16 protein-coding genes and 1 pseudogene are annotated in these 21,320 nt (G+C 72.1%); 4 read left to right on the top strand and 13 right to left on the bottom strand.

From position 1 onward, the window contains the following. Nucleotides 1-4: 4 nt before the first annotated feature. A complete protein-coding gene (locus KV557_RS42860) occupies nucleotides 5-655 on the bottom strand; it encodes a S1 family peptidase (RefSeq protein WP_256177796.1) in 651 nt (216 codons plus the stop codon). On the opposite strand from KV557_RS42860, the gene KV557_RS22630 reads away from it, so the two are divergent. Further along, the gene (locus tag KV557_RS22630) at nucleotides 615-749 is read left to right on the top strand and encodes a DUF397 domain-containing protein (RefSeq protein ID WP_308130016.1); all 135 of its coding nucleotides are present in this window, start codon (nucleotides 615-617) and stop codon (nucleotides 747-749) included. The two genes, KV557_RS42860 and KV557_RS22630, sit on opposite strands and share 41 nt — an antisense overlap. 189 nt (nucleotides 750-938) lie before the next feature. Here the strand turns inward: KV557_RS22630 and KV557_RS22635 are convergent, their stop codons facing one another. Further along, nucleotides 939-1,679, bottom strand: coding sequence for a TetR/AcrR family transcriptional regulator (locus KV557_RS22635; protein WP_308130017.1), 741 nt, complete (start codon nucleotides 1,677-1,679; stop codon nucleotides 939-941). A gap of 174 nt (nucleotides 1,680-1,853) precedes the next feature. On the opposite strand from KV557_RS22635, the gene KV557_RS22640 reads away from it, so the two are divergent. The 3 genes and pseudogenes from KV557_RS22640 (at nucleotide 1,854) to KV557_RS22645 (ending at nucleotide 3,358) form a co-directional block, all read left to right on the top strand. After that, on the top strand, nucleotides 1,854-2,582 hold the full coding sequence (locus tag KV557_RS22640; RefSeq protein WP_218203061.1) for a hypothetical protein: 729 nt from the start codon (nucleotides 1,854-1,856) through the stop codon (nucleotides 2,580-2,582). A gap of 254 nt (nucleotides 2,583-2,836) precedes the next feature. Further along, nucleotides 2,837-2,977 (top strand): annotated as a pseudogene (locus KV557_RS44900) (DUF6444 domain-containing protein); the annotation flags it as partial. 54 nt (nucleotides 2,978-3,031) lie between these two features. Next, on the top strand, nucleotides 3,032-3,358 hold the full coding sequence (locus tag KV557_RS22645; RefSeq protein ID WP_218203063.1) for a hypothetical protein: 327 nt from the start codon (nucleotides 3,032-3,034) through the stop codon (nucleotides 3,356-3,358). 119 nt (nucleotides 3,359-3,477) lie between these two features. On the opposite strand, the gene KV557_RS22650 is transcribed toward KV557_RS22645, so the two are convergent. The 11 genes from KV557_RS22650 to KV557_RS22700 form a co-directional block, all read right to left on the bottom strand. Continuing rightward, on the bottom strand, nucleotides 3,478-6,603 hold the full coding sequence (locus KV557_RS22650; protein ID WP_218203065.1) for a non-ribosomal peptide synthetase: 3,126 nt from the start codon (nucleotides 6,601-6,603) through the stop codon (nucleotides 3,478-3,480). 67 nt (nucleotides 6,604-6,670) lie between these two features. Further along, nucleotides 6,671-7,402, bottom strand: coding sequence for a thioesterase II family protein (locus tag KV557_RS22655; RefSeq protein WP_218203067.1), 732 nt, complete (start codon nucleotides 7,400-7,402; stop codon nucleotides 6,671-6,673). Then, entirely contained in the window at nucleotides 7,399-8,934 is a 1,536-nt protein-coding gene (locus KV557_RS22660) for an SDR family NAD(P)-dependent oxidoreductase (RefSeq protein WP_218203069.1), read from the bottom strand. The genes KV557_RS22655 and KV557_RS22660 overlap by 4 nt, the downstream gene beginning before the upstream one ends. Next, nucleotides 8,931-9,167 carry a hypothetical protein gene (locus KV557_RS22665; RefSeq protein ID WP_218203071.1) on the bottom strand — a complete coding sequence of 79 codons (237 nt, stop codon included), beginning with the start codon at nucleotides 9,165-9,167 and terminating at the stop codon, nucleotides 8,931-8,933. Before KV557_RS22665 ends, KV557_RS22660 begins: the two co-directional genes overlap by 4 nt. Next, nucleotides 9,164-11,005, bottom strand: a complete 1,842-nt coding sequence (locus tag KV557_RS44515; RefSeq protein ID WP_218203074.1) for an HAD-IIIC family phosphatase — start codon at nucleotides 11,003-11,005, stop codon at nucleotides 9,164-9,166. Before KV557_RS44515 ends, KV557_RS22665 begins: the two co-directional genes overlap by 4 nt. 67 nt (nucleotides 11,006-11,072) lie before the next feature. Continuing rightward, a complete protein-coding gene (locus KV557_RS22675) occupies nucleotides 11,073-11,897 on the bottom strand; it encodes an SDR family oxidoreductase (RefSeq protein ID WP_218203123.1) in 825 nt (274 codons plus the stop codon). A gap of 50 nt (nucleotides 11,898-11,947) precedes the next feature. Then, complete coding sequence (locus KV557_RS22680; protein WP_218203076.1) at nucleotides 11,948-12,937, bottom strand: hypothetical protein; 990 nt, start codon at nucleotides 12,935-12,937, stop codon at nucleotides 11,948-11,950. Beyond that, nucleotides 12,934-14,178 carry an MFS transporter gene (locus tag KV557_RS22685; RefSeq protein ID WP_218203078.1) on the bottom strand — a complete coding sequence of 415 codons (1,245 nt, stop codon included), beginning with the start codon at nucleotides 14,176-14,178 and terminating at the stop codon, nucleotides 12,934-12,936. Before KV557_RS22685 ends, KV557_RS22680 begins: the two co-directional genes overlap by 4 nt. Next, on the bottom strand, nucleotides 14,175-17,195 hold the full coding sequence (locus tag KV557_RS22690; protein ID WP_218203080.1) for a condensation domain-containing protein: 3,021 nt from the start codon (nucleotides 17,193-17,195) through the stop codon (nucleotides 14,175-14,177). The genes KV557_RS22685 and KV557_RS22690 overlap by 4 nt, the downstream gene beginning before the upstream one ends. Beyond that, on the bottom strand, nucleotides 17,192-18,352 hold the full coding sequence (locus KV557_RS22695; protein ID WP_256177798.1) for a MupA/Atu3671 family FMN-dependent luciferase-like monooxygenase: 1,161 nt from the start codon (nucleotides 18,350-18,352) through the stop codon (nucleotides 17,192-17,194). Before KV557_RS22695 ends, KV557_RS22690 begins: the two co-directional genes overlap by 4 nt. Then, nucleotides 18,349-21,285, bottom strand: a complete 2,937-nt coding sequence (locus KV557_RS22700; protein WP_218203082.1) for a type I polyketide synthase — start codon at nucleotides 21,283-21,285, stop codon at nucleotides 18,349-18,351. Before KV557_RS22700 ends, KV557_RS22695 begins: the two co-directional genes overlap by 4 nt. Between the last annotated feature and the right edge of the window lie 35 nt (nucleotides 21,286-21,320).

Here is a 21,320-nt window from a genome sequence, read left to right on the forward strand (position 1 = left end):
TGCGTTAGACGTGCGGGTTCAGGTGCAGGTTCCACGCGTTGAGGATGTCGGGGGCCTCCGTCCAGAAGAAGGAGCCTCCCCCCATCGCGGACGCGATGCCACGGGCCTGCCGGGTGTTACTGCCGGAGATGCTGAACACCAGCGCCCCGGAGTCACCCGGTTCTCCCATCCAGCCCGAAGACTGCCCCTGGACGCCGCGAACGGTGTGCACCGTTCCGTCATCCCAGGTGATGTTGTATAGGACGTCCTGGTTGGTAACGGTGATGCCACAGGGCACGCCGTAGCCGTTGTAGTAGGAGCGGGCTCCGTCCTGGCAGACGGAGTCGCCGTTGTAAGAGCAGGAGGCGGAGGTCACCGGATACCACTGGCCCTGCGGCTGGTCGGCTTCGTCGGAGTTGGTTCCTGCGCCGTTGTATGCCTTGGTCCAGATGACCTGGGCGTCCCACTGGGGCTGGTCGTTGCCGATGTCCCCGACGTAGCTCCCGTAGTTGAGCTGCCAGTTTCCGACTGCGTCGCCTTCGCCGTAGATGTGGGTGCCGGATCCGGTGGCGAAGCAGTGGTCGGCGGTAATGAGGTAGTCGCCGCCGGAGCTGTCTTCGGCGGCGAGTCCTGCGGTGCACTTGCAGCGCCAAGACGTCGCAGTAAAGGACAGCAAGGCCCCCCACGGGCCGCTGCTGAACGTCACCGCTGAGGCCTGGCAGGCATTCATCGTCGGCATCCACACCGGCGACTTCCCCGCCACCCCCTGAACCAGCTCCTGTGGGCGGCTCCGCGTGCCACGCGGAGCCGCCCACTCCCCGGGTCCCGGCCGGTTTCGCAACAGGACGCCCAGTCCAGGACTCGCAACCACATCTCCGGTGCTGAGCTTGAATTGGTGATGTCGGCCAGCCGGAGGCAGGCTCAGCACGTATCGGGCTGGACGGAATCAACCGGCCGGCTCAGTCGTCGGTCCGATGGTCCCCGAGCCCGTCCAGCAGGGCGTCCAGGCCGGCCGCCAGTTCCTCCGCCGGATCGTGGTCGGCCAGCAGCCGGGCCAGCGCGCGCAGTCGCGGGTACTCCGAGATCGGCAGCCGGTGCAGCCCCAGTCGGAGCAGCGGCTCCGGTTCGTCCGGGTTGTCGACCACCTGCCGCCGGTCGACCAGCAGGTAGCCCAGCACCCAGCCGCCCACCGCACGGTAGAGGCGCAGGGTGGCGTGGTCGTCGAGCCCGGCCCGGTCGAGCAGGGCCAGGACGTGTTCGTTGAGCCGGAGCATCGCCGGGGGACGGCGGGCCAGCGGGACGTCGAGCGGGCGGGTGACCACCAGCGGGACCACCTGGGGGTGCGCATCGGCGACCGCGTGGAACACCTCGGCAACACGATGGAGCTCCGCACGCCAGTCCCGGCCGGTGCCGCCGGCGCCCTCGGCCGGCGGGCCGAGGCCCTCGTACACCTCGGCGCAGAACGCCTCCACCATGCCGTCCAGCAGCGCCTGCTTTCCGGAGGCGTACCGGTAGAGCGCCATCGGCTCCACACCGAGGTCGGTGGCCAGGTTGCGCATGGTCAGTGCGGCCAGGCCGTCGCGGTCGACCAGCGCGACGGCGGCGTCGAGCACCCGCGACCTGGTCAGCCGAGCCCGCCGGGGCGAGGGCGCGCGCTCCCCGCCGCGTGCGGCCGAGCTGCGTTCCCCTTCCCTGTCCACGGCCGCCTCCTGACCTGTACCCCGGCCGCTTGACTCACCCTCGCAGGGAGAGCAGGCTGTAAGTATACAACGTACATATCAGACATATGCGTACGGAAGACGCATACACGTCAACGGAGCGCGGGGCAGGCAGCTGCGCGCGTGCGAGTGAGATGCGAGTGAACGGAGAGAACGATGAACCAGGTCGCTGGAAAGCTCGGGAAGCTCGCCCCGCAGTTTCCGACCGCTCTCAAGGACTTCACCACCTACGCGAAGGCCCCGCTCCCGGCACCCCCGGCAGCGGTGGACTGGGCCACCAACGTCCCTGAGTGGCCCATGGACGGCAACGACCAGTACGGCGACTGCACCATGGCCGCTGCCGCGCACATGATCCAGTCCTGGAACGCCCAGACCAAGGAGCAGGACGCCATCCCGACGCCCCAGGAGGTCGTGGCCGAGTACTTCCAGCTCACCGGCGGCCAGGACACCGGCCTGGTCGAGGCCGATGTGCTCAAGAACTGGCAGTCCACCGGCCTGTGGGGCAACAGCGTGCTGGGCTATGCGCCGGTCAACGTGCACAACCTGACCGCGCTCCAGCAGACCATGTGGCTCTTCGGCGCCGTCTACGCGGGCATCCAGGTGCCGGCCAACGCACAGACGCAGTTCCAGGAGGGCCAGCCGTGGACCCTGGTGCCGAACTGGCAACAGCAGCCGATCGAGGGCGGACACGCGATCCCGCTGCTCGGTTACGACGCCGACTACATCTACGCGATCACCTGGGGCGGGGTCCAGCGGATCGCCTGGGACTGGTGGTCCACCTACTCCGACGAAGCCTGGGCCGTGCTGGCCCAGGAGTACAAGGAGGCCGGGACCGTCAACGGCATCGACATGACGGCACTCACCGCCGACCTCGCGCAGGTGTGATCCGCCAGGCCGGTTGATACGCTTCATGTCCGCCCTCCTCCAAGGCGACCAGCGCCGGATGGAAGCTCAGCATCACCGGCCCGCCAACGCCGCAGTCGTCGGCTGCGGCCAGCCAGCCGCTAAGGGCCAGGCGCGCGCGGACCCGCTCGCGCACGGCGGTCGGTGCGATATCGGTGAATTCGACGGGTGACTGGATAGCTGGTCACCGGCACCCGAGTTGATCTCGAGGCCCAGTTTCGTGATCATTGGGTCTCATGTCCCAGGCCGCGCCGCTTCCCAGCTACGAGGAACTCGCAGCGCTGGTGGTTGAGTTGCGGAGCGAGCCGGCCCAAGCCCGAGCCCGGATCGCGGACCTGGAAGCCCGGCTGGCCCAGAACTCCACGAACTCCTCGAGGCCCCCGTTCAGCCTGCCGCATCCGCTGCCGGGGCGATCCGGCAGGATGGCCGCCATGCCCACGACCCCGGAGTACACCCAGCGGTCACTCGCCCAGCGGCTGACCGAACACGCCCGCACCGCTTGGCCACAACTGACGGACCTGCACATCCGCCACCGCGGGCAGTTCGCCTACGTGGAAGGCGAACTGGCCGACGGCGAACGGGTCAAACTGATGCGCCTGCGCCACAGCGGCACCGCGAGCCGATGGGGCTTCGCCCTCTACTACGCCAGCAGCGACCGCTACGAGGACTCCCTGCTACCCACCGGCACCTTCGCCGGCACCCCCGAAGACGCCCTCGACTGCGCCTGCCAGCTCCACCTCGCCGGACCCGAACCCTGACCAAGCGAAAGACACACCAGCGACTCCGGAGTCAACCCCCGAAGACCTCCGGAGCCGACCACTTGGGGCGTAGCACCAGCGCCGAACCGCCCGCTCGGGCCGTCGGCCCGTTACATCGATCACTGACGGACCCCGTTCCGGCTCAACTCGGCGACCAGGCGGCGGAGTTCGGCCGCGAAGTCGGCCCCGAGAGCAGCGAGCACCGCTGGGTCCGCCTGGCCCTGCGCCGCCGAGAGAGTGGCGGTGAAGGTGCGTTCCTCCCAGACCTCCAGCATGAGTTCGCACTGCGGTCCGAGCGGCGGGCTCGGGAGGGGGGTGATCCGAAGCCCACCGGCCGCCCGGGCGGGCGCTGGGCGCTGGAAGAGGACCATGGTCTGGTAGAGCGGCATCCGACCGGCCTGCGGGCGTGGAACGAGGGTGGCGAGCTCATCGGTGGAGAGCGAGCCGTGAGCGATGGCGTCCAGCAGGCCGTCCCGGACTGTGGAGATCAACTCGTCGGAGAGCAACCGGGCAGGTGCAGTGATCCGGATGGGCAGATTGTTGGCCAGATAGCCGATCGTGCGGTCGAACTGCTCGCTGCGGTCCGCGACCGCCGTACCGATGACATGGTCGGCCGCACCTGTGTGCCGGGCGAGAGTACGCCACCACGCGGCGAGGAAGAGGCCGAGCAGCGGACTCCGAACCGTCGCCGCCGTCCGGCGGAGGCCCTCGACGTCGACAGCGCTGAGGTCGACCGCCGAGACGGCGGGTGGCGAACTCCACAGGGTGCGGGCGGGCACCGGGCGACAGCCCGGTATGGACAGAGTCGGGGCCTCGGCGAGGGTTCGCTGCCAGAACGCACGCAGCCGACTGTGCTCGTCCTGCGTAGGCGGCAGGTCCGCCGGCGGCGGCCCTGCGGGAGGTGGCTGGGTGCCGGCGTAGCGGTCCAGCAGGTCACCGAGAAGCACCGCCTCCGAGTCTGCGTCATAGGCGATGTGATGGACCGCCAGCAGGAGCAGGTGCTCCTGCTCGGAGAGGCGGAGCCCGCCGGCTACAAGCAGCGGGCCCTGTTCGACGTCGTGTACCTGTGCCGCGAGTTCCGACACGAGTTCACGCTCCAGCTGTCCGGCGTCGTGGCCGGCCGCGTCCCGCCAGTTGATCTTCGGGCCGGGAGCGCCGGAGAGCAGCTGTGGGCGTGGTCGGGCGCCCGCACGGGGGAAGACCGTCCGCAGGGCAGGATGGTCTGTGACCACCTCGCCCAGCACGCGCTCCAGCCTGCCCAGGTCCACGGTCCCGTGCAGGCGCGCGCGAGTGATCGCGACGTGGCCCGGGGCACCCGGGGCCAGCTTCTCCGCGAGCCAGAACCGGCGCTGGCCTGCGGTCAGCTCGATGGGTTCCGAGCCGGTCGGCGAAGCGGTCGCGGTGGGCACTGTGCGCTCGGTGTCCGCCCTGGTCAGGGCGAGCTGCTCCAGCGCGCCAACGAACGGTGTCCGGTAGACATCCCTGGGTTCGATCCGGGCACCCAGCAGCTTCGAGAAGCGCGCCGCGAGGCGAAGGACCTGCAGGGAGTTCGCGCCTGCCAGGAACAGATCCTGCTCGGCCGACAGCTCTGGCAGGCCCAGGAGTTCCCGGGCGGCTGCGAGCGCCGGCGTGCTCGGGCCGGTGTTCGGGCCGGTGTTCGCCGCCGTGGAGACCTCGGCGGTCCGGATGGTGAGGAGCGCGGCCAGCCGCTGCAGGTCGACCTTGCCGGTCGGGCCCAAGGGCAGGGCGGGCAGCTGCTCGACCCGGTCCGGCCGCAGCGGGGCCGGCAGGGCGGCGACGAGGTGCCGCAGCAGACCATCACGTGTCGCCGGTGCCTCGGGCGTGACGGTGTAGAAGCAGACGGCCTCCGAGACGGTGCCGCGCTCGTCCTTGAGCGGAAGCACCGCTGCGGCCGCCACTCCGGGGCAGTCCCGCACGGCCTGCTCCACCTCGGCAGGCTCGATCCGGTGCCCACGCCGCTTGAACTGGCGGTCCAGCCTGCCCAGGTAGTGCAGGAGTCCGTCATCGTCCATCCGCACCCGATCGCCGGTACGGTAGGCGCGGGCCGTGGTGCCGTCCGGCAGGGTGAGGTGGGCGAAGCGGCGCCGGTCCTCTTCCGGGCGGTTGAGGTAGCCCAGTGCGAGGCCGTCCCCACCGATCCACAGCTCGCCATCGGTGCCTCGCGGCACCGTCCGGCCCGCCTGGTCCTGGACGAGCAGCAGAGTGTTCCGCAGCGGTCGGCCGAGCGGGATCCCGTCCCTACGGTCCAGGTCCGGCCGGACGATCGGGTGGGTGGCGGCGAAGACCATGGACTCCACCGGTCCGTAACCGTTCGTCAGTGGGGTGCCCGGGTGGGCTTCGAGGAAGCTGCGCACGTGCTCCTCGGAGAGTCGTTCGCCCCCGATCATGAGCTGGCGGAGGCCACTGAAGGCCGTCAGGTCCTCCTCCACCAGGGCATTGAACAGCGAGCTGGTCAGCCAGGCGGTGTTGACCCCCTGGCAACGAATCAGATCACGCAGCACGTTCGGAGTCAGCAGCCGTTCGGGCGTCAGTACCAGGCTGCCGCCGTTCATCAGCGCGCCGAAGACCTCCAGCGCCGCGGCGTCCCAGTACGGCGGCGCCGTGTGCAGGAACACCGTGTCAGGGCCGAGATCGGCGAACCCGGCATCGTGGAACGTGCGGTGGAAGGCGCGGTGCGCGATGACGGCACCCTTGGGACGGCCGGTGGAGCCGGAGGTGAAGAAGACGCAGGCGGACGAGTCCGCCGTCGCGACCGGGGGCACCACGGTCGGCCGCTCTGCGGCCGGGATCGGTGTGGGGAGTGGGAGGGTCGTCGTCCCCGGCCGTGCCCATCCCTGGCCGGCGGCGTCGAGCACCACCTGCGCACCGCAGTCGGAGAGGAGACCCGCGATGCGCTCGTCGGGCCAATCCGGGTCGACAGCGGCGAAGGCCGCGCCCGCCGCCAGGACCCCGAGCGCTGCCCAGACGAAAGCGGGGCCGGCGGTGGCGATGACGGGAACCACCACGCCGGGGCCGATCCCGTGCCGCGCCAGCAGCCGGTGCACCGCATCCGCGCGCGCAGCCACCTCGGCGTAGGTCACCGTGCCGTCCGCCGTCCGGATCGCAATCGCCTCGGGAGCGCAGCGGGCGTGGGCCCGGACGGCGCCGTGCACGGTGGCATCGTCCGGCACGGGCGTGTGGTGGCCGGCGGCCATCGACGGGAGAGCGGGCTGGGGTGCGGGCATGACGGCCTGTCCGTTCCTGGGGCTCGCGGTGAGCCGGCTTCGGGGGATGGGGCTCGGGGCTACCGGGCTATCGGGCTGCGGAGCGCAGCGGTGCTTCGAGTGGTGTTTCGAGAGCCGCCTCCACCGTCTCCCAGAGCAGCTCCCAGTCCTCGGTGAGGTACATGTGACCGCCCGGGATCTCGACGAAGCGGTGACCCACCGCCGTCACCTCGCCCCACTGACGGGCCTGGGCGGTGTTGACGAGCCGGTCCTCGCTGCCCAGCAGGATGGTGACGGGCACCGGCAACGGGCCTCGGAGGCTGGGCGTGTAGGCCTCGTGCAGCGCCACGTCCGCCCGGAAGACCGGCAGCAGCAGCTCCCGCAGGCCCCGGTGGCCGAACGACTCGGGGACACTGCCCATCAGCTCCGCGACCTGCCGGACGAGTTCCTCGTCATCGGCCTGCAGGATGCCGGTCGCGATCCGGGGCACACCGGGGCCGGCGGCCCCGCTGACCACCAGGTGCTCCGGCAGCGGCCCACCGGCGGCGGCCAGCAGCTGGGCGGTCTCGTAGGCCACCACGGCGCCGAAGCTGTGGCCGAAGAAGGCGAAGGGGCCGCCGTCCGCAGCCTTGAGGACCTGCGCGGCGCAGTCCTCGGCAGCCGCCGTCAGGTCGGCGTAGAACGGCTCGGTGAAACATTCCTCCCTTCCGGCGTACTGGATCGGCTCTACTCGCAGCACCTCACCGGCGCGGCGGCGCGAGGGGCGGTAGACGCCCGCTCCCGCCCCGGCGTAGGGGAAGCAGCTGAGCGACATCGTCATGGCTGACCTCGTGAGGGATCGGTGGTCCTGAGGATCTCGGCAGTGTCGAGCACCGTGGTGGCGCCCTGCGGCCCGGCGTTCCCGATCACCCAGTGCAGCGCTGCGGCCGCCACCTGTTCGACAGAGACGGCGCCGAGCCGGGCGGTAGGGCTGTTCACCAGATCGGTGTGCATCTTGGGCGGCCTCAGCAGAAGCGTGCGCACGCCGTGGCGGCGCCCGCAGTAGGCCGCGTAGGACTCCAGCGCCGCCTTGGCCGCGGCGTAGTGGCCCCAGCCGTCGGGCGGGTCGGCGACCGCGTCCGAGGAGGCGGCCAGCAGCCAGCCGTCCCGGCGCAGCAGCGGCAGGGCGGCGGTCAGCGGGTGCAGGGCCATCCCGAGGCTGCGCTGGATGAACTCCAGCGCCGGGGCCACCGAGTCGGGGTGCAGCGTGGTGTTCTGGAGCGGCGGGGCCGCCACCACCGCCACGCCGTCCAACTCGATTCCGTTGCTTTCGAGTTGGGCGATCACTCGGGCGACCTCGGCAGGGTTGGTGGCGTCGCAGCGCAGCGGCCGGATCCGGTTCGCCCCGAACTCCTGCCGCAGCGCCTGCACACGGTCCTGGCTGCGGGCGTAGAGCGTCCACACGGTGGCGCCCTGACTCGCGAACGCGCCCGCCAGGGCGGCTCCGAACCCTCGGCTGCCACCGGTCAAGAGAATCTGACGGTCAGCCAGATTCTGACTCGGCGTCAGATGGGCGGCGACCGATACCCGGGTCGGGACGGGGACGGGAAGCCGTACGAAGGTGCGCAGTTCCAGGACCGCAGAGCCTTCCGGGCCGCTGCCGGTGGCCCGGAGGCCTACCGCACCGGTGCGTGGATCGGCCCGGGTGATCTCCATCGCGCTCTCGCGGTCCGGGGTGGGCGGCCCGTCCTGGCGGGTGAGCCGCAGTCCGGCAAAGAGCGCGTCCCGGCCGGGGGCCTGCATGCCCACCACCCAGCTGCTGCCGGCCAGCCAGAGCAGCAGCGGATCGGGTATGCCCTGGCCGCCGAGCCGGTCGGCCAACTCCCGCAGACGCTGCGGGTCGGGGTGGTAGGCCGCCGTCCAGCGGTCCGCACCGGCGAGTTCCGGCAGGCTCCACACGCGCGGCGCCGCGTCCTCGGGGACGCCTGTCCGGACGCTGTCCGCCGACAGGCGCTGCGGCAACGGTCGGTCGCCGTCCAGGGTCAGGCCGACCACCGCTGCGGTCTCGCCGCGGCAACTGATCCGCAGGCGCAGCCTGCCCTGCTCCGGCCCCTGCTCGGCCACCACCTGATAGGGGACGTCCGGGTACACCGGGCCGAGGAAGTCCGCGGTCAGCACCGTCAGCCGGGCCAGCCGGTCCGCCGGCACGACTGCCAGGGCGGTGAGCACGACCAGGGCGCCGTGCGCGATGGGACGGCCGTAGGGCGTACGGCGAGCGAAGTCCTCGTCGGTGTGCAGTGGGTTGACGTCTGCCGACGCCGCCGCGAAGTGCGCCACCTCCGCGGCCGGGAGCGTCACGGTGCGGGCGGTCATCCGGCGGCAGCCCGTACTGCCTCGGCAACGGTCGCCAGTGAACCACGGTGGACCAGCAGGACCTCCGGCAACGCGATGTCGAGGCGCGACTCGATCTCGTACACCAGGTGCACGTGCGTCAGCGAGGTCCACATCTCGACGTCCTCCGGGACGGTGTCCCCGCCGTTCGGCGCGGGCTCGCCCATGACGTCGGCGAAGGCCGCCAGGACGACGTCGAGCAGGGGTGCGGTCATGCTTGCTCCTCGGTGAGGTGGGGGCTGTCCGACGGACCGTCGAGGTCCAGGGGGTACATGTAGCTCCGGGCGCCGGCCGGTCCGCCCGCCGACTCGTCCACGGGCTGGAAGCCGAGCTCCGGGTAGAGTCCGGCGACCAGGGAGTTGCGGGAGGTCGGCACGTACCGTCCGACCAGTCGGTCGCAGCCGACGGCACGCGCCTCGGCTGCCGCGGCGGCCACCAGCCGCCGCTCTGCCGTCCGGCCGATCACCCGGCAGCTGAGCAGCAGGGTGTCGATCTCGCCGGCGGCGCCGTCCAGCCGCAGCAGCACCAACCCCACCGTCCCGTGGTCGGCGAAGCGGTCGCGCAGCGAGAGCGTGAGGCACCGCCAGTCGGGGTGGCCGAGGAGTTCTGCCAGCTCATCGCGGGAGCGGCGCCGGGTGGTCAGGTTGAACTGGTTGGTCTTCTGCAGGAGCTGAGCCGCCCGGTCGAGTCCACCCGGGGTGAGCGGGCGCAGCAGCGAACGCATCTGGAGGCTGTCGAGGAAGCCCTCCAGCGAGTCGGCCGCCACCCGCAGGCCCTCGACCTTCTGGAGCGCCTGGTAGGACGCGGCCCGCGCCCGGTCGTCGGCCGTCGGCCTGCCGGTCTCCAGCGTGGGGCGGCCGGCGAGCGCGCGCACGTACTGGGACGGCTGCGCCGGTAGCGCGATGACATCCACCTCGGGGAGCTCGCCCGCCACCTGGGACCGCTCGGCAGGGTTGTCGTCCACGAAGGCCAGGCTCTCCAGGCCGAGGCCGAGCCGGCCGGCGATCTCGCGGAGCTGCTCGGACTTGGGCCGCCAGTCCGCGACCACCACTGCGAAGTCCGAAGGGCGCAGCCGCATGCCCGGGATCTCCGCCAGTGCTCGGTGCGCCAGGTCGGCGTCGTTCTTGCTCGCGACCGCGAGCACCACACCACGACGGCGCAGCCCTCCCAGATACTCCTGGAAACGCGCATGGGCCTCGCCGACCGCGCCCTGGCCGACCTGCACCCCGTCGAGGCCGTCCTCCCCCAGGACGCCGCCCCACAGGGTGTTGTCGAGGTCGACCACCAGGCAGCGCCGGGTCAGCCCCAGGTCGGCGGCGAGCACTCCCGCGACCGTGCGGGCCAGCAGCGGCAGCGCGTCGAGCGACACCGGTTGGCGCAGCGCGTCCCAGTACCTCGGATCACGCCAGACCCGGCGCCCGACATCGGCTGCCAGCCGGTCGCAGTCGACGAAGAGCACGTCGTCACCGCCGCGTTCGAGCAGGGCGGCGTTGATCCGGCGGACCACGGCGGAGTCGCTCGACCCGACGGCGGCGCTCACGTTGCCGTACACGTCGTCGGCAGGAACGGTGAACAGGCACTGGACAACCCTGGCGCCGAGGTCCTCACGGACGCGCGTCCACAGGCCGCTCCAGCGGGCGACCGCCGCCTCGACCACCGCGTCCGGATCCGCCGCCCCGAGCTGGAGGTCCTGCTCGGTACCGGCGAGCAGCACGTAGTCCGGACGCTGGGCGCGCAGCTCGCCCGCCGGGTCCAGCAGCTCCGCTTCCACCTGTCCGTACGGAAACTGGCGGACAGTCAGATCGATGCCGACGGAGAGGGCACCGACCGGGAGGTACTCCGCAAGGAAGTCGGTCGTGTGGGTGGCCAGCACGGCAAGGGCGACCTGCCGTCTGCCGTGCCGCGCGCGTGCTCCGGGCTCCCGCCGCAGGCGTCGCGCTGCGGGCCGCCACAGCTGAGGTCGGGCCTCGCCGCGCAGCTCACCGAGCAGCTCGGGCCAGGGCAGGGCCGCAGCCGGCTGGGCGGCTGCGGGCTGGGTGCTCGCTTCTGTCACTGCTCCTCCTCGGATACCGGCAGTCGTGCGATCTGACCGAGCTGTCCGGCCCGGATCGGGGGTCCGCTCACCGCGCGGAGTACCCGGCGTCGACGGTCAGCGTCGTCCCGGTGACCCGCCGGGACTCGTCGGAGGCCAGCCAGACGGCGGCCGCTGCCACGTCTTCGGGCTCGACCAGGACGTTCATCGGCTGGTCGGCCAGGAAGGTGGTCTCGTAGTCGCTCATCGGCACGTCCAGGCAGCGGGCGACCTCGGAGAGCATCCGGCCCTCCATGCCCAGGTCGTCCCGGATGTTGCCCGGACAGAGCGCGTTGACCCGCACGCGCAGCGGCGCGTAGTCCAGGGCCGCGGCCTTGGTGAGCCCGATCAGGCCGTGCTTGGCGGCCACGTATCCGGCGAAGTGCCGGTAGCCGACCAGCCCGGCCGTCGAGGCCACGTTGATGATGCTGCCGGACCTCTGCTCCGCCAGCTGGGGAGCGAAGCACCTGATCATCCGCCAGGCGCCGGAGAGGTCGACATCTATCATGAGCTGCCATTCGCTCTCGGAGATGTCGTGCACCGGTTTGCCCGAGGGAGCGGCCAGCCCCGCGTTGTTGACCAGGACGTCCACGCTGCCGTAGCGGTTCAGGCAGCTGTCCCGCACGCGCTCGCAGTCGGCCATGCTGCGGATGTCGGCGAGCACGGTGACCGTGCCGGCACCGTACTGCCGACAGAGCTCGGCCGTGTGCTCCAACTGGCTCTCGGTGCCCAGCGGGTAGGGCACTCCGACCAGGTCGGCGCCCAGATCGGTGAGGACCAGGTCGGCGCCTTCCCGGGCGAAGGCCACCGCACAGGCCCGGCCGGCCCCTCGGGCCGCGCCGGTGATCACCGCGACCTTGTTCTCCAGGCGCATGCTCGCGTTCACTTCCTTCGTCACAGCAAACTTCGTCACAGCAGAGTTCGTCACAGCAGACCGCCAGTGGTGTCGAGCTCTTCGGGGAAGCGCTCCCCGGCACAACGTGCCTCGGCCTCCGCAAGACGGTGCAGGGTCTCGGGCAGCGCGGTCGCCGAGCGGCCGACCCGCCCCGAGCGGGCCAGCAGGCGGGCGTGGAGCAGCAGCGGGGGCAGCGTGCGCCAGAGCCCGAGCACCTCGGTCCAGGCGTCGGGGTCCGGTACCGGCACGCCCGCCGCGCGTTCCTCGGCGAGTGCCTTGGCGACGAACTCGCGCTGCCTGAGGGCCTGCCACAGATCGTCGGCCTGTTCGTAGGCGTCCGGCTCACCGGCGTGCTGGGCGAAGTGCGCCGCCAGCGCGGTGAGCGCGTCGGCACCCCCCATGCGGTCGGCCGGGGGCAGCTCCGGAGCCCCGGCGACACCGTCCTGGACCAACCAGCGGTAGGCCGGTCCGACCTGGGGGTCGGGTGTGCCCAGGACGGCGCTCTCGCGCAGCTCGTACACCGGGGAGCCGGGCGGCAGCGCGGCGCACAGCCCGGCCAGGCCGTCCGCCGGTACCGGGACGCGCACCGGCTGCTGGCGGCCCAGCTCACCGGTGAGTCCGAGCGGATCGTCCGCGACCAGCGGGTCACCGGAGAGCACGAACCAGTGCGGGGCCCGGGCTCGGCCGAACCCGGGGTGCCAGGGTAGCGAGAAGGTGTCGCCGGCCACCACGACCCGCCCGCTGCGCGCGAGTTCGCCGAGGATGCCGTCGGCCGCCCCCGACCAGTGCGGTGCGGTTCGCAGCGACAGGCCGAGGCTGTGGCAGAGCGGCCTCGGGTGGTGGTGGAAGCGGAACCGGTCACCCACCGGTTCGATGGCCAGGTACGGTCCGCCCGCGGCGAACGGACGCCACCAGTTCGAGCGGTCGTACGCCAGCCAGCTGCCTGCGGCAGCGGTGTAGCAGGTCAGCGTCTCGGCCCAGGCCGCGATGGCCGGGCGGCCTGCATCGGGGGTACTCACGCCGGCTCCGTGGCTCGGTCGTCCGCCGATTCGCGCAGCGCGCGCAACGGCCGGTTGGTGGTCGCGTACAGGATGAGCAGCAGGTAGACCCCCGCGAAGACTGCCAGGGTGCGTTGCAGACCCACGGTGGACACCAGCCAGCCACCGGTGAAGATCCCGACCGGGGCCGCTGCGAAGGCCATCGCCATCACGGCTCCGAAGACCCGGCCGAGCAGCTCCGGTGGTGTGTCGCGCTGGATCACGGTGGTGATCAGCGGGTTGAGCGGACCACTGGCCAGACCGATCAGGAAGACCAGTCCGGCCACCGGCCAGAGTCCCGGCCGGGCGACCATGACCAGCCGGGCGAGGGCGATGAGCGCGAAGGCGCCGATGAAGGTCGTGTACCGGTTGGCGAGGAGCCGACGGCTGGCCGGGACGTAGAGGAACGATCCCAGCACGGCACCGACACCGTTGGCCGCCAGCAGCAGTCCGACCAGTCTGGCGTCATGCAGGATCTGCTCGCTGTAGACCGGGAGCAGCACCGGGGTGAAGGCGTCGTCGACGAAGTTGGTGACCACGACCACGCTGATGATCGCCGCCAGCACCGGCGTCCGCAGGATGAACCGCTGACCCTCCCTCACCTCCTGCCAGAATCCCGCTTGCGGGCGTTCCGTGGAGGCTCCGCCGCCCGGCGGGACGGCGACCCGGATCAGCAGGGCGGAGACCAGGAAGGTCGCCGCGTCCACGTAGAGCACCGGCGCCGGGCCCAGCGCCGCCACCATCAGCGCGGCAGCCGGCGGCCCGGCCACCAGAGCGACCCGCTGGGCCGAGTGGAAGAGCGAGTTGCCCGTCTCCGGCCGCACCCGGGCGGTCTCCAGCACCGACGGCAGCAGGGTGAGCCTGGCCGCCGCTCCGGGGGCGTCGGCCAGGGTGCGCAGGAAGAGCAGCGCCATCAGCAGCGGCATGCTCAGGCCGAGAGTGGAGTCCAGCAACGGTACGGCCGCCATGAAGACGCCTGCGGCGAGGTCGGCGTAGACGCTGGTCGCCCGGGGGCCGATCCGGTCCACCACGACCCCGCCGACCAGACCGGCGATCACCATCGGGAGCGCGTTGGCGAATCCGGCGGCGCCGGCCTGCAACGCACTGCCCGAGACGTCCAGGACGTACAGCGGCACCGCTACCAGGGTCATGGTGTTGCCGATCCAGGACAGGTAGTTGGCGACCAGCAGACTGATCATCGGGGTTCGCCCGGTCCGGCTCATGAGGACATCCCTTCCCTGCGGTCACGGCTGATGCGGGCGAACATGTCGTTCACGGAGTCCAGCGACATACCGGCGACGCCGGCCGAGACGCCGCGGCGACCCGTTGCCAGCCGGGCGAACTCCGCCGCAGCCGTGCCCGCCGCGCTACGGATCGACTCGGCCTCGACGGCCTCCGGGTTGTAGCGCCAGGTGAAGACGGCGCTGCCGCTCTCGATGCCGACCAGCACGTCGACCGCGTGGTGACGTACCGCGCTCCCGTTTCCGTCCGGGCCGAGCTGCGCCACCGTACGGAACAGGCCGTCGGGGTGCGGCGATTCACCCAGCAACGAGCCGAGGTAGTTGAACGAGATCTCCACCCGGGGCCACCGCTGGACCTCGGCCCGGACGGCCGGGTCGGCGGACCAGCGCAGCGCGCCGTACCCCTTGCCGCCGTCCGGGACCGCGTCCAGCGCCTCACCGACCAGAGCGAGCTGACCTGCCGGATTCCCGCCCAGCGGCAGCCTGAGCGGGTAGGCGCAGGCGTGGTAGCCGACAGCGCGCATCGGGTCCCAGCCGGCCGCGGGGGTGAAGTCCCGGCCCGGCGCCACCACGTCGAGCACCACGTCGTCGCCGGGCGTCCAACAGCGCACCGCCCGACCGACCGCGGTCAGTGCCTCCGCCGTCCAGGAAGCGGCGGCAGCGGGCAGCGGGACTCGGACCGCGAACTCGGTCTCGCCAGCGAGCCGGTCACTGCCACCCGTACGGCAGGCCAGTGGTGCGGCGGCCGCCTGCTGAGCCCGCCAGTAGTCGAGTTGCCCGCCGAAGTCGTACCCGCGCAGCGCCGCGGCGTGTGCCAGGGCGGGGACGGGCTCGGGCGGCAGCTGCTCGCCGCGCAGTGCCCGGGCGAGGTCACCGACGAGCACGCCCCAGGAGAAGCCGTCCACCACAAGGTGGTTGGCGGTGAGCACGATCCGGTCCACCTCGCCGGGCAGCAGGGCCGCAGCGAAGAGCTGCCCCTGCTCCACGTCGAAACCGGCCCGCTGAGCCGCCGCCACCTGGGCGGGCTCCGCTCCGGGTTCCGCCACCTGCCGGCTCCACTGCTCACCGGTACTCGCCCGCCAGCCCTGCTCGGTACGCCGGAAGGCCGTGCACAGCCCCGGGTGGGCGGCGACCACCCGCTCGACGGCGGCCAGCGACACCTCCGGGTCGAGCGGACGGTCCGAGGCCAGGACCAGGGTGTGCGACCAGAGTTCGGTGCTCGGCAGGCCCGCCTCCAGGAGGTCCTCCTGCTCGGGGCTCACCGCGCCGGCAACTGCGGCCACCGGCCGGGCCGACTCGGAACCGGCGGACAGCAGCCCGAGCTGCCCGGCCATGGTCGGCTGGTTGAAGACGCCCCTGGCGGTGATCGCGAAGCCGGCCGCGCGCAGCGCGTGGGACAGCTCGATGGCCATGATGGAGGTGCCGCCGGCCTGGAAGAAGTCCTCGTCGGGGCCGACATCGTGGCCGAGGATGCCACGCCAGATCTCCGCGACCCTGGCCAGCTCCGCCGTGTCCGGTGCAGGGACCGGCGTCAGGGCGGGCCCGGTGGAGCCGAGCACGGTGGTGCTGCGCACCCGGGAGACGACCAGCGGCTCGTCCACGCGCTCGGCGAAGTCGCGGACCAGGCCCATCAGCCGGTGCGCGAGGCGGTCCACGGTCTCCGGCGTGAACAGCGCCGTCCGGTACTCGAAGCGTCCGTACAGGCGCGTCCCGGCCCGCCACCACCCGAGGGTGATGTCCATCGGGGAGACGCCGTCCTCGACCTCCGTCGCGTAGACCTCGGCTCCCGGCACCTCGAAGACGGTGTCGTCGAAGTCCAGTACCAGATGCATGGTCTGCAGCAGCGGGTAGCGGTCCAGGGTCCGCTCGGGCGAGACCGCCTCCACGATCTCGCTGAACGGCACCTCCCGGTGGTCGGCCACGGCGGCCGAGGCCGCCTTGGTGGCCGCCAGGATCTGAGCGGGCGTCGGGTGCTCCGGCAGCCGGACCCGGATCGGCACGTTGGTGAGGAAGAACCCGATGAGCTCGTGCGTCTCGGGCCTGGCCCGGGTGGCGCCGGCCAGCCCGACGACGATGTCGTGCTGACCGGTCTCCTCGTGCAGCAGGGCGACATAGACGGCCAGCAGCGCGTCCGAGAGGGTCGCTCGGCCGGCCCGGCCGGCGGCCAGGAAGTGGGCACTGACGTCGTCGTCGAGCAGGAAGTAGTGGTGCGCGCCCGTGTAGTCGACGCCGTTGGGCGGGGCGTCGTAGGGCAGCGCGAGCAGCTCGGGCGCACCCGTCAGCTCTGTGCGCCAGAAGTCGCGGTGCCGCTGCTGCCGTGCCCCGCTGAAGTACTCCCGCTGCCACTGCGCGAAGTCACCGAACTGCACCGGGAGTTCGGCCAGCTGCGCGGGCCGGCCCTGGAGCAGGGCGCGGTAGTGCTCCAGAAGTTCACGGTTGAAGCGCACATAGGACCACTGGTCGGTGACGGAGTGGTGCATGGTCTCGACGATCTGGTACTCGTCGTCGGCGAGCCGCAGCACCGCGACCCGCAGCAGCCCGCCTGCCAGCAGATCGAACGGGCGGCGCACCAGCGTCCGTACGGTCTCGTCCAGTTGCTCCGGCTGCGCCCGCAGGTCGATCAGCTCCACGGCGGAGGGCAGCTCCTCGTGCACCTGGAGCACGGGTCGGCCGTCCTGCACCGCCACACTGCTGCGCAGCAGATCGTGGCGCCGGACGATGGCCGCCACGGCGGCGGTGAAGACCTCGGTGTCCAGCTCGCCCACGAAGCGCAGGCCGACGCTGATGTTGTAGGTGTGGCTGCCCGGGTCGAGCTGGTCCAGGATCCACAGCCGTTCCTGGTCGAGCCCGAGCGGAGAGCGGGAGCGGTCGCCCCTCCGGGGCGCGAGCTCGGGGTCCGCGTCGGCCCGGCTCTTCAACTTGCGCTGTAGCAGGGCCCGTTGTTCGGGCGAGAGCCTGGCCAGCCGGGCGGCCAGCTCGCGGGAGTCGGCGTTGGTCACGAGGTGATCGTCTCCTCGGTGGTGGGGGAAGCGTCGGCGGAGCCCGCCGGGAGCAGCCGGGCCAGGGCCGGGAGTCCGCCGAGCACGTCCGCGGCCGGCAGCCCGAAGTCGATCAGGCAGCCCACCTCGTCCGCTCCGGCCTCGGCCAGCTTCGCGAGCACCGAGCGGGCCTTGGCCTCGGAGCCCAGCAGTGACGGGCCGGCCAGGTAGTCCTGGAACGCCGCCTCCAGCAGCAGCCGTTCGTCCGCGTCGCTGCCCCCGGTCTGGGCGCGGTAGGAGGAGAGGTAACCGTGCAGCGCGGGCCGCAGCGCCTCCTCCAGGTCCGGGCGGTCGCTGACGTAGGCGTGCGCCATGACCACGGCATCGCCCTCGCCGGGGTGCCCGGCGGTCCGCCAGGCCTCGCGGTAGCGGCGGATGTTCTCGCGAACCTGTGCCAGGGTCTGCCCCAGCAGGGCCGTCATCACGCCGTACCCGGCGGTGCCTGCCGCCTCGAAGGTCTCCGGGTTTCCGGCTGCGGTCAGCCAGACGGGCAGGCGGGGCTGCACCGGACGGGGCCCGGTACGCACCTCGGCGGTGTGCCCCGCCGTGCTGGGGAAACCGACGGTCTCGCCGGCCCACAGTGCACGGACCTGCTCGATGGTGCGCAGGGCAACGGCCTTGCGGTCGGCGTAGTCCTCGCGGGCCAGCACGAAATCGTCCGGATGCCAGCCACTGGCGAACGAGAGGCCGACCCGCCCGCGCGAGACGTTGTCGACGACGGCCCACTCCTCGGCGATCCGCACCGGGTGGTGCAGTGGTGCGGCGACACTTCCGGCGTTGATCCGGATCCGCTCGGTCCGCGCGGCCACCGCAGCGGCGAGCACCGAGGGGTTGGGGTGCGATCCACCGAAGTCGACGAAGTGGCGCTCCGGCATCCAGGCCGCATGGAATCCCGCCCGATCACCGAACTCTGCTGCCTGCAGCAGGAGTTCGTAGTAGTCGGGGGCGGAGATGGCGTCGGCGCTGGGGAAGAAGTACAGGCTCAGCCGCGCGGGCATGGTGGCGCTGGACGGATCGTCGTCCACCGCAGGCACGGCACGCTTGCTGTTCAGCCGCTCCCGCAGCAGCCTGCGCTGCTCCGGGCTGAGGCGCTGAAGGCGGTCGTCGAGGCCGGTCATGAGTTCTGCTCCTGAGTGCCGTCGGCTGCCTCCAGCTCGGCCAGCAGCCTCATGAGTTCCGAGTCGTCCCGGTCTGCGATGAGGTCCTCCACCCGGGCCGCGAAGTCCGCGAACGACGAGTGCTCGTAGATCTCCTGCAGCCGCAGGTCCACCAGCAGCCGGTCGCTGACCACGTTGAGCAGTTGCGCGGCCTGCAGCGAAGTACCGCCGAGCTCGAAGAAGTTGTCCTCGGGACGGATCGCCGGTCCACCGAAGGACTCCTGCCACAGCTCGGCGAGGATCGCGACTGTCCCGCCGTCGGCTGTCTCCGGTTCGGGCTCACGCACCACCTGCGGGACGGGCTCACCGGCCACGGCCGGGCCGGCCCAGTACCGAGTGTCGGCGAACGAGTAGCCCGGCAGCCGCACCGCTCCGGACGGGGCGGCGACCGGGGGCGTGATCCCGCAGCCGAGGGTCCAGGCCGCACCCAGCGCCGCCAGGTGGACGACGCTCTCCGCGCGGCGGCCGTCACCGAGCAGCTCGGCGACAACCGGAGTACGCCCGGCCGCCCGGGCGGCCCTGCGCAGCTGGCCGGTGAAGGCCCGGCCGGGCCCAGCTTCGAGGACCACCTGCGGGTCGAGCTCCAGGAGGGCGTCCACGGCATCGCCGAAGCGCACCGTGCTGCCGAGCTGCCGGCCCCAGTACGCGGCGGAGGTGGCCTGTTCGGCGGTCAGCGGCTGCCCGGTGAGGTTGGACAGGACAGTGACCCGCGGCGCCTTGAGCGGGAGCGTGCCGAGGAAGTCCGCGAAAGCGTCGGCGGCCTCGGCCATGGTCCGGGAGTGGAAGGCGTGGGCGGTCGCGAGCCGGACCACCCTGATCCCACGCCCGGCGCAACGCCGTTCCAGCTCGGCGACCTCCGGCTCGTCGCCCCCCAGCACCACGGTGTCGTGGGCATTGACGGCACAGACATCGAGCGCGAGACCGTCGGCGAGCTCCAGGGCCGCTGCCTCGCCCGCGCGCAGCGCCGTCATGGCGCCGGCTGCCGCAAGGGACATCAGCCGACCACGCTCGATGACGGCCGCCGCACCGTCGGCGACCGTGAACACCTCGGCCCAGGTGGCGGCCACGAGTTCGCCGACGCTGTGGCCGAGCAGCACCGAGGGCCGGATACCCTGCCGGTCGAGGCTGCGGAGCAGGGCCAGCTCCAGGGTGAAGAGCAGCGGCTGGACGACCGACGTGTCGAGCAACCGAGGGTCATCCGCCGACCAGTCGGCACTGCCCTGCAGGTCGGGCCCGCCGACCCGGCGGACCTCGCCCTGGAGGGCAGCCAGATCAGCGGCGAAGTCACTGTCGGCGCGGGCGAGTTCACGCCCGGCCCCGGGCATCGGGACTCCCTGGCCCGGCAGCAGTACGGCGATCCGAGGATTCGTCACGGCCGCCCTGGACTGCTCTGCGCCACGCAGCGCAGTGGCGAGCTCGCGCCGGGCAACGGAGTCGTCCAGGCCTTCCACCGGGACAGCCCAGCGGTACGGCAGCTGACGGCGGCCGTGCCACAGCGTTCCCAGCAGCTCCGTGATGGGCGGCTGCGCCTTGTCCAGCCGCTCGGCCAGCGAGCGGGCGGTACGCGCCAGCGCCTCGGGGTGGGCGGCGGAGAGCACGGCAAGGCCGGGCCGGTGCTGCTCGGAACTTTCGAGTGCGGCACTGTCGAGTGCGGCGGGAGCGGGTGGCTGGGCCAGCACCACATGGGCGTTGGTGCCGCCGAGACCGAACGAGCTGACCGCCGCCCGGCGCACACCGCCGCCAGGCCAGCTGACGGTCTTCCGGGGGAGGTGGAACCGCTCGGCGCCGAGCTCCACATCCGGGCCGTCACCGGGCTGGGCCGGGGTCGGCGGGATGTCGCCGTGCTGGACCGCCAGCACGGCCTTGATCAGACCGATCACCCCGGCGGCCGTGTCGGTGTGACCGATGTTGGCCTTCACCGAACCGAGCGCACACGAGTCGCCCGCCTCACCGTACGTCTCGGCCAGCGCCGAGAGTTCGACCCGGTCGCCGAGTTCGGTCCCGGTGCCGTGGGTCTCCACGAAACCGATGTCACCGGCCTCCAGCCCGGCGACCTCCAGCGCCTCCCGGATCACCGCGGCCTGGCCGCGCGGGCTCGGAGCGGCCAGGCTCATCCGGTCGGCGCCGTCGTTGTTGACCGCACTGCCGACCACCAGCGCGCGCACCGCGCCGCCGGCCTCCGCCGCGCGGCGCAGCACCACCACGCCCGCACCGCCGGCCGGGACGGTGCCCCGGCTGCCCTGGGTGAACGGGCGGCACCGCCCGTCGGGCGACACGATGTCGCCCTCGCTGTAGGTGTAGTTGGCGTCCAGCGGCAGCTGGACGGTGACGCCGCCCGCGACCGCGATGTCGCACTCGTAGGTGAGCAGACTGCGGACCGCGAGGTGCACGGCGACCAGCGAGGTGGAGCACGCCGTCTGGACGGTCAGGCTCGGGCCGGTGAGGCCCAACCGGTAGGCGATCCCGGTGGCAAGGAAGTCCTTGTCGTTGCCGAGCGAGATCTGCTGCCGCCCGGCGGCCCGGCGCAGCCGGTCATCAGTCTCGACGTACTGGTAGCGGTAGGCGTTGTCCCCGCAGCCCAGGAAGACCCCGACCCGGCCCGGATCGCGCTCGGTGTCGATCCCGGCGTCCTCCAGCGCCTGCCAGACCAGTTCGGTCGCTACCCGGTGCTGAGGGTCCGTCACCTCGGCCTGGGTCGGCGTCAGCCCGAAGAGCTCGGCGTCGAAGTCCGCCACCCGGTCGAAGTGCCCCACTCCCAGCGTGCCGTCCGGCAGCTCGCCGGGGAGTGACACCTGCTCGGTCAACAGGTTCTCCCAGAAGGTGTCCGGGTCCGCCGCACCGGGCACCCGTAGGGCCACCCCCACGACCGCCACCGCGCTGTCGAGTTCTTCCACGACGTGCTCCTCGTTTTCTCTGCCTGTGCCTGTGC

It is taken from the genome of Kitasatospora aureofaciens, assembly GCF_019192735.1.
GTDB classification, from domain to species: domain Bacteria; phylum Actinomycetota; class Actinomycetes; order Streptomycetales; family Streptomycetaceae; genus Kitasatospora; species Kitasatospora aureofaciens_A.

What these genes read in the sequence shown, in the direction of transcription:
- KV557_RS22640 (WP_218203061.1), top strand. Translation starts at nt 1,854, where the DNA reads ATGAACCAGGTCGCTGGAAAGCTCGGGAAGCTCGCCCCGCAGTTTCCG.
- KV557_RS22665 (WP_218203071.1), bottom strand. Translation starts at nt 9,167, where the DNA reads ATGACCGCACCCCTGCTCGACGTCGTCCTGGCGGCCTTCGCCGACGTC.
- KV557_RS22685 (WP_218203078.1), bottom strand. Translation starts at nt 14,178, where the DNA reads ATGAGCCGGACCGGGCGAACCCCGATGATCAGTCTGCTGGTCGCCAAC.
- KV557_RS22695 (WP_256177798.1), bottom strand. Translation starts at nt 18,352, where the DNA reads ATGACCGGCCTCGACGACCGCCTTCAGCGCCTCAGCCCGGAGCAGCGC.
- KV557_RS22660 (WP_218203069.1), bottom strand. Translation starts at nt 8,934, where the DNA reads ATGACCGCCCGCACCGTGACGCTCCCGGCCGCGGAGGTGGCGCACTTC.
- KV557_RS22655 (WP_218203067.1), bottom strand. Translation starts at nt 7,402, where the DNA reads ATGACGATGTCGCTCAGCTGCTTCCCCTACGCCGGGGCGGGAGCGGGC.
- KV557_RS22645 (WP_218203063.1), top strand. Translation starts at nt 3,032, where the DNA reads ATGCCCACGACCCCGGAGTACACCCAGCGGTCACTCGCCCAGCGGCTG.
- KV557_RS22650 (WP_218203065.1), bottom strand. Translation starts at nt 6,603, where the DNA reads ATGCCCGCACCCCAGCCCGCTCTCCCGTCGATGGCCGCCGGCCACCAC.
- KV557_RS22675 (WP_218203123.1), bottom strand. Translation starts at nt 11,897, where the DNA reads ATGCGCCTGGAGAACAAGGTCGCGGTGATCACCGGCGCGGCCCGAGGG.